This is a genomic window from [Anoxybacillus] calidus (genome assembly GCF_013760845.1).
Taxonomy (GTDB): domain Bacteria; phylum Bacillota; class Bacilli; order Bacillales; family Anoxybacillaceae; genus Paranoxybacillus; species Paranoxybacillus calidus.
On the sequence record NZ_JACDUU010000005.1, the window covers coordinates 159,819 to 173,549 of the forward strand.

Below are 13,731 nucleotides of genomic sequence, written 5' to 3' on the forward strand. Positions count from 1 at the left end.
GAACACTATATATGATGGATTTCGCATGAGGTCAGACACTACTTGGGCCAGCCCCTTACTCAATTTCTTTCATAATGGTTTCATAAACATCATCTTGTTTAAATCCCTTTTCACCCATGCCAAACGTGTCAACTACGCGATTGTTTTTATCCAGCAAATACGTGATTGTACTATGAATAATCATCCCATTTCCTGGATCGCGGTATTGAAAGTTAAAAGAATCGGCAACTTTTTTTGTATCCTCTTCATTTCCTCGCAATAAAAGCCAGCCTTTGTCGTTCTCCTTTATTCCAAATGTTTTCGCATATGCTTGGAGTTTTTCACGAGTGTCGCGCCTTGGGTCTACAGTGATGGTGATAAATTCGACTTTGTTTCCGAATACATTTTGCTGTTCAAGTTTTTCGCGCAATTTTTGCATTTGAAACGTTGTATTTGGACAAATATCAGGGCAATTTGTATAAATAAATTCTAGCAAGCGCACTTTTGGCTTCATATTTTCAAAATGATATGGTTCTCCCCAAGCGGTTTCCATCACTACCTTTTTCGGGAACTCCATTTTTCCTTGCCGGTAGACGGTAAAGTAAAAAATACCTATCGCGATACAAATAACGAATAAGCTGACGAACGTAATATATAACTTTTTCAACAAAAGCCACCTCCTTTTTTATCATCATACATGAAAAAAAATAGATAGAAACGTGCAAAATACTGAATATTATTTGAATTTTACTTTCTGTTCTAATTTGCCAAAAAGTTACTAAACTAAATAGTAGCGAAAGGGGGACTTGCTTCGTGAGAAAAACTATTAGCTGGTCAATCGGAATTTATTTGATATATGTATTGTTTATGATCTGGTATTTATTTTATTTTGCCGATACTTCTATCCCAAAGGAGTTTAAAGGTACAAGCGCTGACCCAGCAACCTTTCTCACACCAAGGGAATTAATGCTAAGCGAGCAGTATTCGCAGATGAAAAATTTGTTATTTTTTTTAGCCATTCCTTATGACTGGCTTATCTATATAGCTATCTTAGCGCTAGGATTATCAAGAAAATTTCAGGGGTGGGCAAAAGAAACAACAAAATGGTCGGCTTTACAAACAGCGGTTTATTTGTTTTGGTTATCATTGCTTGTTACAGTGTTTACACTTCCGCTTCATTTTATTTCCTATCTCTTGTCAAAAGAATACGGCATTAACACGCAGACGGTTTCTCATTGGTTGAAAGACGAGATAATCCACTTTTGGGTAAATTATGTATTAATGATGATGATCGTGTCTGTATTATATTGGCTCATCCGCAAGTTTGAAAAACGTTGGTGGTTTTATGCGTGGCTATTATCGATACCCTTTATCATCTTTTTAACCTTTATCCAGCCGGTTGTAATCGACCCGCTTTACAATGATTTTTATCCGCTGCGTGATAAAGAATTGGAGGCAAAAATTTTGGCGTTGGCAGAGCAGGCAAACATTCCAGCGGAACATGTTTTTGAGGTGAATATGTCGGAAAAGACGAATGCGTTAAATGCTTATGTGACAGGAATTGGGCCGAATTCGCGCATTGTACTATGGGATACAACGCTGGAACGATTACAAGAAGATGAAATTTTATTTATTATGGCCCATGAGATGGGGCATTACGTAATGAAGCATATTTATTGGGGAGTAGCGGGGTATGTATTGCTTACATTGATAGGACTATATGTTACAAATAAGCTGATGAAATGGATGATTAAACGTTGGGGAGTGTGTCTACATATAAAAGATATAAAAGAGTTGAATTCTTTACCGCTATTTTTCCTGCTTATTTCACTATTAAGCTTTTCTGTTAGCCCACTTGTTAATGCTGTTTCAAGATACGAAGAGCATGCGGCTGATCGATATGCAATTGAGTTAACGAAAAATACAGAAGCGGCTATTTCATCATTTCAAGAGTTAACGAGGGCAGGATTAAGTCAAGTGAATCCACCATATTTAGTGAAAATTTTTCGCTATGGACATCCAACGATTTTGGAACGAATTGTATTTTTGAATATGTATGAACAGCATCGTAAGTAGAAGAAATGTGACCTTCTACTTATTTTTTTGATTTTTTTAAAAAAAGTTGTTCCATTTTCTTGTTATACTGTTATATAATAATAACGTAAATAATGGTTATTGTGTTATAACAAAACTAAAATGGTAGGGGATGGGATAACACAATATTTGGATGCACGAATAGCATGAAGGATTTTTATCAAAACATAGGGGGAAGAAAATATGACACGTAATGATGAAAGAATTAAAAAGTTAGAAGAAAGTTGGCAAATGGATGAACGTTGGAAAGGGATTACTCGTCCTTATACGGCGGAAGAGGTTATTAAATTACGCGGTTCGATTGATATCGAGTATACGTTAGCACGACGTGGTGCAGAGAAACTTTGGAAGTTATTAAATACGGAAGATTATATCAATGCATTAGGTGCGTTAACGGGCAACCAAGCTGTTCAACAAGTGAAAGCAGGTTTGAAGGCGATTTACTTAAGCGGATGGCAAGTAGCTGCTGACGCGAACCTTGCCGGTCAAATGTATCCTGACCAAAGCTTATATCCGGCTAACAGCGTGCCGCATGTTGTGAAACGGATTAATCAGGCATTACAGCGTGCTGACCAAATTCAGCATATGGAAGGAAGCGGTGATATTGACTATTTTGCGCCGATTGTTGCTGACGCGGAAGCAGGATTTGGCGGACAATTGAACGTATTTGAGTTAATGAAAGCAATGATTGAAGCAGGGGCAGCAGGTGTGCACTTTGAAGATCAACTCTCCTCTGAGAAAAAATGCGGTCACTTGGGCGGAAAAGTGTTGTTGCCGACACAAACGGCTGTCCGCAATTTAATCGCAGCACGTCTGGCTGCAGATGTTATGGGTGTGCCAACGGTATTGATTGCTCGCACCGACGCGAACGCTGCTGATTTAATTACGAGTGACATTGATCCGCGCGACCGTGAATTTATTACGGGAGAGCGCACTCCGGAAGGGTTCTACCGCACGAGGGCGGGACTTGACCAAGCAATCGCGCGTGGATTGGCATACGCACCTTATGCTGATTTAATTTGGTGCGAAACAAGCGAACCAAACTTAGAGGAAGCTCGTCGTTTTGCCGAAGCGATCCACGAGAAATTCCCAGGAAAATTGCTTGCTTATAACTGTTCTCCTTCATTTAACTGGAAGAAAAAATTAGACGATAAAACGATTGCCAACTTCCAAGTTGAGCTTAGCAAAATGGGTTATAAGTTCCAATTTGTTACATTAGCTGGATTCCATACGTTGAACTACAGTATGTTTGAACTTGCTCGCGGCTATAAAGAGCGCGGCATGGCTGCATATTCTGAGTTACAACAAGCTGAATTTGCTGCTGAAAAATATGGATACACAGCAACAAGACATCAACGCGAAGTCGGTACAGGTTACTTCGATGAAGTAGCTCAAGTTATTTCCGGCGGTCAAGCTTCCACAACAGCGTTAAAAGGTTCAACAGAAGAAGAACAATTTACAACATCACAATAAACAAAGGGCATTTGGGGGATGTATAAGATAGAAAATATATTTCATTTGAAAAAGGGCACGCTGAGTTAGGCGGCCCTTCTCTTTGTTATTTTTCATTTATACTTTCCTATTTGGTAGCGAAAAAATTCATTGAATACCTCTCATTGCTGCGGATTGATTTTATATGTGTTTTCTAGTGGTATAACCTTTTGGTTTCTCCATTTTTATATCCATTTAGTCATATCATATTCGTCAACATATTTACCATTGATGAATAATGAATGTTTTTAAATTCCTTTAATTTCAAACCCCTTTTCGTCTCTCCTTCCTTTGATAATTATTCTTTTCCTCACCGTATTTTCCTAACTTTTTGTTACATTTTTTTTGTTATGTGAATGTTTTAAACATACAGGAACATGCTAATAAACGGAGGTGTTAGGCGATGATAGAAAAAGATAAACAAGAAATACCAATGGATTCCGTATTAAATCCAGGTGTAAGATTAAGTACAGATTTTCAATTTCGTCAGGCGTTTTTGTCAGAAGAAGCTTATGCTGGAGACTCTATTGCTGAGCATACTGCGATTGAGCAGGCGAATGAGTATTTAGCTGAGGAAGAGTTGAATCAAACATTTATGAATTCATGAGGCTGACCCTAAAGTAAAGTGTCAGACCCCACAACCACAATATAGTACATAACGTTAGATGGGAACACTATATATGATGGATTTCGCGTGAGGTCAGACACTTTTGGGTTATCTTTATATTTTTTAAAAATATAGAAAATTATGTAAAACAATGGTATGATGAAGGCGGATAAATTTATAGAGAGGGAGAGGATGAAATGAAGTTAAGTGAATTTCTTCTTCTAGATGAATTTATCGTCAGCCGTTATACGATTGCTGTGATTCCGTATCATCATAGCGGGTTTCGTTATTCCAAAGTAATTGAGGAAGATGGGGAATATATTGTTAAAATGAAGCCGCTTGAAATCATCAAACAGAGTTGCCATTATTATGGTTCCAGTCTCAAAGGGAGGAAAGACGGAACGCGAGAAATTATTGGAGTGACTCATAAAGCGCCAATTGCGATTGAACCATTAAATGAAATCTACTTTTTTCCAACTACTTCTCCGAATGATCCTCGCTGCGTTTGGCTATCTCACATTCATGTTTTCAAGTATGAGCCTATGCAAGGAGAAAAAACACGCGTTTATTTTAATAATGAAAAAAGTATTTGCCTTGAAGTTTCGTACCATTCATTTGTTAATCAGCTGTATCGTACTGCGCAGCTTCGGACTAAATTATCGGAACGGATGGAAGCGCGGGAAAGAAAACTGCAATATCTATATCGAATGGATCGAACAAAAGGATGGACATTGCAGTAACATGAAACTGCAGCGTCACTGATAGGTAAAGCTAAATGCAACTGTTGAAAATTGTTAACAATTAAAGATTGTATATTTTCTATTCCCCGGTTAAACATGTAAAATAATAAGTGTGTGTGTGTCAGTAATAGCGTTAATAATGAATGGGGATTATCGATGGACTTTGAAACATTAAAAGAGTGGTTTACGTTAAAAAATGTGCTTACATTACTTGAAGATTATCGCTCCTTCGGGATTGTACCGGGGATTGTTTTGCCGCTACTTGAATCATTTTTACCTATTTTGCCTCTGTTTATATTTGTTATGGCGAATGCAGCTGCTTTTGGATTATGGAAAGGATTTATCATTTCTTGGGCAGGTGCATGTATCGGTTCCTTGCTTGTTTTTTATCTTGCCCGTAAGGTGGGACAGAAACGGTTTTTTGCCTTTTTAAGCCGTCATCCGAAGGTTCGGCAATTAATGAACTGGGTGGAACGTCACGGTTTTGGACCGCTATTTTTATTCTATTGCTTTCCGTTTACCCCGTCAGCAGCTGTCAATGTTGTAGCAGGCTTATCACGCGTGAGTATACAGCAGTTTGCATTAGCTGTTATTTTCGGAAAAATGGTGATGATTTTTACGATTAGCTTTATCGGATATGATATCGTTTCTCTTGTAAAACAGCCGCTCCGTACCGTTTTTGTTGTCATCGTTGTATTTCTTTTATGGTATGTCGGCAAACTGGTTGAAGCGAGATTTTCTTTTGCTGAACAAGAGGAGCGAAGCTAAGGAAAAACATTTGGACGGAGGCGGTCATATGAATGAGAAAATAAAGAATGAAGGATTAGAATGGGGAAAATCCATCTTTATAGGACTGCTTGTCGTCTTTTTGATTCGTTTCTTCTTTGCGACAAATTATGTGGTAGAAGGCGAGTCGATGATGCCGACGTTTCAGGATGGCAATATGTTGATTGTGAATAAGTTAAGCAATCAAATTGAAGAACTAAAACGTTTTGATATCATTATTTTTCATGCGAATAAAAACGAAGACTATATAAAGCGGGTAATCGGGCTGCCAGGGGATACAATCGAATATAAAAATGACGTTTTGTATATAAACGACAAGCCAGTAAAAGAGCCATATTTAAAACTTTATAAAAGTAAACTCATTGATGGAAAGTTAACAGGAGATTTTACTTTAGAAGAGTTAACAGGACAAAAAACTGTGCCCGAAGGTCATATTTTTGTCCTTGGCGATAATCGTTTGAGCAGCTGGGATAGCCGTCACTTTGGATTTGTCAAAATAGATCAAGTAGTCGGTAAAGTCAATTTACGCTACTGGCCGATGAATGAATTTGGCATAAAGTTTTAACTGAATCCCTAACAGTATTATTTATTCATATTGTGTGATGAGGACTGACACTTTACCTGAAGGTCAGTTCTTTTTTGTCAATAAAGGGTAAATAGGCTTTTCTTTTTAATTACGAACATACGTGCTATAATAAAGGGAAATATTTGTACTTTGGAAATAGTGATGCTTTTGATATGTTTTTATAGTACATAAGTTTTGAATGTAGGTGATATCGATGTCGCTTCGATTTATTTTAGGAAGGTCAGGGAGCGGAAAGACGACAACATGTTTAAATGAGATTCGCAAACAGTTGGAAGAAAAACCAAATGGCGAGCCAATTATCTATCTTGTTCCTGAGCAAATGACGTTTCAATCAGAGTATGCACTCATTAATACACCGGGGATCGGCGGAATGATTCGCGCTCAAGTATTTAGTTTTACCCGTTTAGCTTGGCGGGTTCTTCAAGAAACAGGCGGTATGAGCCGCTATCATCTCAGCGATGCTGGTGTGCGAATGCTTTTGCGCAAAATTATTGAACATCGCAAGCATGAATTAAAATTATTTGGACGAGCAGCTGATAAAATCGGGTTTCTCGAACAGTTGGAAGAAATGATTGTTGAATGTAAACGATATTGCTTAACACCGGAACAGCTTCTCGAAAAACAAGCAGAATTGCGCGACACGAATGCAAAAGCGAAAGTGTTGGCAGATAAACTAAGCGATTTACAGCTGATTTATAGCGAGCTAGAAAAGCAATTAATCAGCAAATATATTGAATCGGAAGACTATCTGCGCTTGCTTGCCGAAAAAATCCCTCATTCACGTTATCTTGCTGAAGCGGAGATTTACATTGATGGGTTTCATAGTTTTACACCGCAAGAATATATGGTGCTTGAACAGTTAATGCTTCATTGTAGGAAAATAACGGTAGCGTTAACAGTCGATGCTCCTTACAATGAAACACTTCCAGACGAGCTGCATTTATTTAGAATAACAGGACAGACATATCATGATATTCGTGAAATGGCATTGCTCAATAATGTGCCAATAGAAGGAATCGAGGTCTTAGAACATAATGTCCGACATAAAGAAAAAGCATTGATTCACTTAGAAAAACATTATGATTCCAGACCTGTTGTTCCGTTTGTTGAAAAAACAAAGGCGGTCCGCATTTACCAGGCAGCTAATCGCCGTGCCGAAGTGGAAGGGATTGCTCGAGAAATTATTCACCTTGTACGCGATGAAGGATACCGATATCGCGATATTGCTATTTTAGTCCGTAATACAAATGATTATCGTGATTTATTTGCAACGGTTTTTGCTGATTACCGTATCGCCTATTTTATGGATCAGAAACAGCCAATGCTTCATCACCCGCTTGTAGAATTGCTTCGTTCAAGCCTTGAAGTCATTGTTTCCAATTGGCGCTACGAAGCGGTATTTCGTGTCGTTAAAACCGATTTGCTTTTCCCGGTTGACGCGGATGTCATGAGGTTGCGTGAGGAGATGGATCAGCTTGAAAATTATGTCCTTGCTTATGGAATTCAAGGGATAAAATGGACAAGTAATGAGCGTTGGACGTATCGTCGTTACCAAGCGTTAGATGGAATTTCGGTTGCGCAAACAAATGAAGAGAAAGAATATGAAGAGAAGCTGAACAGCTGGCGTGAAATGATTGTGAAGCCGCTTTTTAAGCTGCAAAAACGCCTGCAAAAAGCTGAAAATGGACGAGCAATGTGCGAGGCAATCTATTTATATTTAGAAGAGTTAGAGATTCCAAAGAAATTAGAACAACTGCGCAGCGAGGCGGAAGCGAAAGGCAGGCTTACAGAAGCAAGACAGCATGACCAAGTATGGAATGCGATTATTGATTTGTTAGATCAGTATGTAGAAATTTTAGGAGATGAATATTTACCGTTTAAACAGTTTATAAAAATTATCGAAACCGGATTAGAAAGCCTTGAGTTTTCCCATGTTCCGCCAGCGATTGACCAAGTATTAATTGCTCATTTTGACCGTTCCCGTTTATTCGGCATAAAGTGTGCCTTTGTTGTTGGGGTGAATGAAGGGGTGATCCCGGCTAAGCCGGTAGAAGATGGAATTTTAACAGCGAATGAACGGGAAGTTTTGCAACAATTCCATTTAAAAGTGGCACCGGGAAGTCGGGAACAATTGTTAAATGAACCGTTTGCCATTTATTTAGCGTTAACAAGCCCGAGCGAGCGGTTATATATTACGTATCCTTTGGCGAATGAGGAAGGAAAAGCGTTAGCTCCTTCGATTTTGCTCAAGCGTTTAACGGATTTATTCCCATCTGTTCAGCAAAAACAGTGGGGCAGCGAACCGATTGAAGCGGATGAAGAGGAGCAGTTATCATTCGTGACGAATCCAAAGGCAACAATCGCTTATCTTGTTACGCAGCTGCAAGCATGGAAGCGAAATTATCCAATAAATGATTTATGGTGGGATGTATACAATTATTATGCGGAAGATGCAGAATGGAAAAAGATAGGTAGAAAAATTTTATCAAGTTTGTTCTATCAAAACGTGGCGAAACCATTAAAAAAAGATATAAGCAAACAACTTTATGGAAAGAAAATACAAGCGAGCGTATCGCGGATGGAGCAGTTTAAAGCTTGTCCGTTTTCCCATTTTGCTGCGCATGGATTGCGTCTCAAAGAAAGAAAAATGTTCCGTTTAGAAGCGCCTGATATCGGCCAGTTGTTTCACTCCGCTTTAAAGTACATTTCTGACCGAATCAATGATACGAAACTTGAATGGACCAAGTTATCGAAACAGCAGTGTGAACAGCTGTCTTTTGAAGCAGTTGAGCAGCTTGCGCCAAAAATTCAACAAGAAATTTTATTAAGCTCCAACCGTTATCATTACATGAAGAGGAAGTTGCAAAATATTATTTCACGCACGACCATCATTCTAAGCGAACATGCGAAAGCGAGCGGCTTTGCCCCGGTTGGCCTTGAGCTAGAATTCGGTCCTAATGGAGAACTACCGCCCGTTAAGTTCCAACTAGGTGATGGTACAGTAATGGAACTAGTCGGAAGAATTGATAGAGTGGATAAAGCAGAAAGCTCCAAAGGGATGCTTTTGCGAGTCATTGATTATAAATCAAGTACAAAAGCGTTAAATTTAACGGAAGTTTATTACGGAATTGCCTTACAAATGTTAACATATCTAGACATTGTCATTACGTATGCTGAACAATTGATTGGCAGCGCTGCCTCTCCGGCGGGAATTTTATATTTTCATATTCATAATCCCATTATTAAAAGTGACAAACTGTTGTTAGATGAAAGCGAAGTCGAGAAAAAACTTTTTGAGCAATTTAAAATGCGCGGTCTCTTATTAGAAGATGAAGAGGCGGTGCGGTTGATGGACAAGACGATAGAAGAAGGAAAGTGGTCGTTAATCGTTCCTGCACAAATTACAAAAAAAGGCGGGTTTCATGCGAAATCATCGATTGTCAGTGAAGAGGATTTTCACCGTTTGCGCTTACATGTCCGACATTTATTCAAGACAATTGGCATTGACATTGTGAACGGTGTTGTTGATATATCTCCTTATAAACTGAGCGACAAAACACCATGTCAATTTTGTGAATTTAAGCCGGTATGTCAATTTGATGATGTTCTTGAAGAGAACGGGTATCGCTTGCTAATTCCGCAATCCAAAAGCGACATTATTGCAAAAATCGCGGAAGGAGGTAACGAGAGTGAGTAGTTTGATTCGTTCAAAACCAACAGGAAGCCATTGGACTGACGAACAATGGAAGGCGATTGTTGCCGATGGACAGGATATTCTAGTCGCTGCTGCTGCCGGTTCGGGAAAAACAGCCGTATTAGTCGAGCGCATTATTGAAAAAATCGTTGCCAAAGACGATCCTGTAGATGTAGATCGCTTGCTTGTTGTCACATTTACGAATGCTTCCGCAGCAGAGATGAAAACGCGTATCGGTGAAGCGATTGAAAAGGCACTTGAAAAGCATCCAAGTTCACTTCATTTGCGGCGGCAATTAAGCTTATTAAATCGCGCATCCATTTCAACGATTCACTCTTTTTGTCTAGATGTTATACGAAAGTACTATTATTTAATTGATATCGATCCTGTATTTCGCATTGCTGATGAAACAGAGACGGCTTTGTTGAAAGAAGAAGTAATGGAGGAATTGTTTGAGGAACAGTACGGAAAAGAGGGAAATGAAGCATTTTTAAATGTTGTTGAACGTTACACAACGGATCGGACCGATGAAGATTTACAACAGTTAATCCTTGAACTTTATGAGTTTTCTCGCTCTCATCCTTATCCGGCGGTTTGGCTTGATCAGTTAGTAAACATGTATGACATCAGCGAAGATACAACGATTGAACAATTGCCTTATATCACTTATCTTAGCAGTTATTTGGACATGGAGCTCGATGCGGTAAAAGATTTGTTAACAAAAGCATTAGAAATTGCCTATCTTCCTGGCGGTCCTTTGCCACGCGCTGAAAACTTTCGCGACGATTTAGAGATTGTCGAAAGATTAATAGAGGCAAAAAAGCGTTCATGGCAAGAGCTGTATGAACAAATGCATGCATTTTCTTTTTCAAGAGCAAAGACGTGCCGCGGTGATGAATATAAAAAAGAATTACTTGATAAAGCGAGTTCTTTGCGGGAGGCAGCGAAGAAAAAGCTAGAGGGGATCCGAGACGAATTATTTTCGTTCCGGCCACAAACTTGGCTGCGTCACATGAAAGAAATGAAGCCGGTTGTTGAGGTCATTGTTCATCTGGTAAAAGAGTTTGCGGAACGTTTCCGTCAAGCCAAGCTTGAAAAGGGATTAGTCGATTTTTCAGATTTAGAGCATTATTGCTTACAAATTTTGCGCCATCCTGATTCGACGTTGGAAAAGCTGATTCCTTCCGATGCTGCTCTTGATTACCGCGCCCAATTTGTCGAGGTGCTTGTTGACGAGTATCAAGATGTGAATATGGTACAAGAATCGATTTTACAGCTTGTTACAAAAGAGCATGAACAGACAGGAAACTTGTTCATGGTAGGGGATGTAAAACAGTCCATCTACCGTTTCCGACTTGCTGAACCATTTTTATTTTTAAGCAAATATAAACGGTTTACGCCTGATGGCAGGAAAACAGGATTAAAAATCGATTTATCGCGCAATTTCCGTAGCCGTACGGAAGTGCTTGACGGAACAAACTTTATTTTTAAACAAATCATGGGGGAAACAGTCGGAGAAATCGTTTATGACGAAGACGCCGAATTAAAATTTGGTGCTAAGGATTATCCAGAAAACGAAAATACTGCAGTCGAATTTTTAATGATTAATCGTGCTGATACAGAGAAAGAAACTCAAGAAGAAATGGATGATTCCACTTTCGATTTCAATGAATTAGAAACGGTGCAGCTTGAGGCACGGTTAATGGCGCAGAAAATTAAACAATTAATCTCTGAACCGTTTGAGGTTTATGACCGCAAGTTGAAACGCAACCGCCGGGTGATGTACCGTGATATTGTGATTTTATTGCGTTCGATGCCATGGGCACCGCAAATTATTGAGGAGTTTCGTCAGCAGGGCATACCGGTTTATGCAGATTTGTCATCGGGATATTTTGAGGCAACAGAAGTATCGATTATGTTGTCGCTTTTAAAGATTATTGATAATCCATATCAAGATATTCCGCTCGCTGCTGTGCTGCGTTCACCGATTGTTGGCTTAGATGAAAATGAGTTGGCGATGATTCGCATTCACAATAGAAAAGGAACATATTATGAAGCGCTCATTTCCTTTCTAAATGAGGTGCCAACAGATACACAAGAACAAAAGCTGCAGCATCGATTGCGCAAGTTTTATCACCAGCTGCAACAGTGGCGGACAAAAGCGCGACAAAGTTCTTTAGCAGATTTAATTTGGCAGCTATACAGTGAAACACACTTTTATGATTTTGTTGGCGGGATGCCGGGTGGAAAGCAGCGGCAAGCCAATTTGCGTGCATTATACGACCGGGCACGACAATATGAAGCGACATCTTTCCGCGGTTTATTCCGGTTTTTACGCTTTGTCGAGCGAATGCAAAACCGCGGTGATGATTTAGGTGCAGCACGCGCTTTAGGTGAGCAAGAGGACGTTGTTCGTCTGATGACCATTCATAGCAGTAAAGGTCTTGAGTTTCCTGTTGTATTTGTTGCTGGTCTGGCGCGAAGGTTCAATATGAAGGATATTAATCGAAGTTATTTGCTGGATAAAGAACTAGGCTTTGCGACGCGATTTGTTGATGCAAAGTTGCGGATTAGCTATCCGACACTTCCACAGTTGGCGATGAAACGAAAGCTGCGTTTTGATTTACTTGCTGAAGAAATGCGTGTTCTTTACGTAGCGTTAACACGGGCAAAAGAAAAGTTATATTTAATTGGTACGGTAAAAGACGCAGCAAAGGAAATTGAAAATTGGAAAAACTACTTGACGCACACTGAATGGCTGCTGCCTGATGCGGTTCGCGCTTCGGCAAATTGTTACTTAGATTGGATCGGCCCTGCTTTAATTCGGCATCGGGATAGCTCAAAGTTACACGGAGATGGTGTGTTTACTAGTTTAGAAGAAATTACAAATCATCCTTCTAAATGGAATATAGAAATGATAGAAGCGAAAACATTGCGGCAAATGGATGAAATCAAACAGCAGCAAAATGACCAAATCATCAAAGCGCTTGAAAAAATGCAGCCAATTTCTCAGTCAAGCGAATATAAAGAAAAAATTTATCACCATTTGACATGGGAGTATAACGATCAATTACTGACCATGTTGCGAGCGAAGCAGAGCGTTTCTGAATTAAAACGACAACGGGAAATTTTTGGAGAAAATGCTGATAATGCGTTGCTTCGTCCGTTCTCTGCCCCGATTGCGAAACGGCCGTTATTTATGCAAGAAAAGAAATTAACGGCGGCGGAAAAGGGAACCGCCATGCACATGGTGATGCAGCATGTAGAGTTAACAAAACCGATTACAGAGGAAACCGTTCGTGAACAAATAGCAAAAATGGTTAATGAGGAGCTGCTTACTTATGAGCAAGCGGAATCGGTCGACGTTCGCAGTGTTGTTGCTTTCTTTGCCACTGATATCGGCAAACGCCTTTTAAAAGCGCAACATATTTATCGCGAAATTCCGTTCAGCTTATCGTTAGCAGCGAGTGAAGTGTATGGTCTTGAAGGTAAAGCGGAACGAGAAAATGTTCTCATCCAAGGGGTTGTCGACTGCATGTTTGAAGATGAAGCGGGTCTTGTGTTGATTGATTTTAAAACGGACGCTATTACAAACCGTTTTCCAGGCGGATTAGACCAAGCAAAAGCTGTATTGGAAAAACGTTATCGTACGCAAGTGGATTTATATCGTCGGGCTATTGAGCAAATTTGGAAAAAAGAAGTGAAAGAATGTTATCTTTATTTATTTGACGGTTCTTATTTACTGTCCATGTAA

Annotated in this window: 9 protein-coding genes; 8 read left to right on the plus strand and 1 reads right to left on the minus strand. The window is 39.5% G+C overall.

The genetic code is table 11. The features are described 5' to 3' along the window. Positions 1–55: 55 nt before the first annotated feature. Positions 56–646 carry an SCO family protein gene (locus HNQ85_RS11355; protein WP_181537835.1) on the minus strand — a complete coding sequence of 197 codons (591 nt, stop codon included), beginning with the start codon at positions 644–646 and terminating at the stop codon, positions 56–58. 146 nt (positions 647–792) lie between these two features. Here HNQ85_RS11355 and HNQ85_RS11360 point away from each other — a divergent pair, with 146 nt between their 5' ends. The 8 genes from HNQ85_RS11360 (at position 793) to addA (ending at position 13,731) form a co-directional block, all read left to right on the plus strand. Beyond that, a complete protein-coding gene (locus HNQ85_RS11360; RefSeq protein WP_181537836.1) occupies positions 793–2,055 on the plus strand; it encodes a M48 family metalloprotease in 1,263 nt (420 codons plus the stop codon). Between the two features lie 201 nt (positions 2,056–2,256). Further along, complete coding sequence (gene aceA, locus HNQ85_RS11365) at positions 2,257–3,546, plus strand: isocitrate lyase (protein WP_181537837.1); 1,290 nt, start codon at positions 2,257–2,259, stop codon at positions 3,544–3,546. A 421-nt stretch (positions 3,547–3,967) separates the two neighbouring features. Then, entirely contained in the window at positions 3,968–4,171 is a 204-nt protein-coding gene (locus HNQ85_RS11370) for a hypothetical protein (protein ID WP_181537838.1), read from the plus strand. 197 nt (positions 4,172–4,368) lie between these two features. After that, positions 4,369–4,911 carry a competence protein ComK gene (locus HNQ85_RS11375; protein WP_181537839.1) on the plus strand — a complete coding sequence of 181 codons (543 nt, stop codon included), beginning with the start codon at positions 4,369–4,371 and terminating at the stop codon, positions 4,909–4,911. A gap of 156 nt (positions 4,912–5,067) precedes the next feature. Further along, a complete protein-coding gene (locus tag HNQ85_RS11380; protein WP_181537840.1) occupies positions 5,068–5,679 on the plus strand; it encodes a TVP38/TMEM64 family protein in 612 nt (203 codons plus the stop codon). 28 nt (positions 5,680–5,707) lie between these two features. Next, positions 5,708–6,262, plus strand: a complete 555-nt coding sequence (lepB, locus tag HNQ85_RS11385) for a signal peptidase I (protein ID WP_181537841.1) — start codon at positions 5,708–5,710, stop codon at positions 6,260–6,262. 214 nt (positions 6,263–6,476) lie between these two features. After that, positions 6,477–9,980 (plus strand): helicase-exonuclease AddAB subunit AddB, encoded by a 3,504-nt coding sequence (gene addB / locus HNQ85_RS11390; RefSeq protein WP_181537842.1) that lies wholly within the window; start codon positions 6,477–6,479, stop codon positions 9,978–9,980. Further along, positions 9,973–13,731, plus strand: coding sequence for a helicase-exonuclease AddAB subunit AddA (addA, locus tag HNQ85_RS11395; RefSeq protein ID WP_181537843.1), 3,759 nt, complete (start codon positions 9,973–9,975; stop codon positions 13,729–13,731). The genes addB and addA overlap by 8 nt, the downstream gene beginning before the upstream one ends.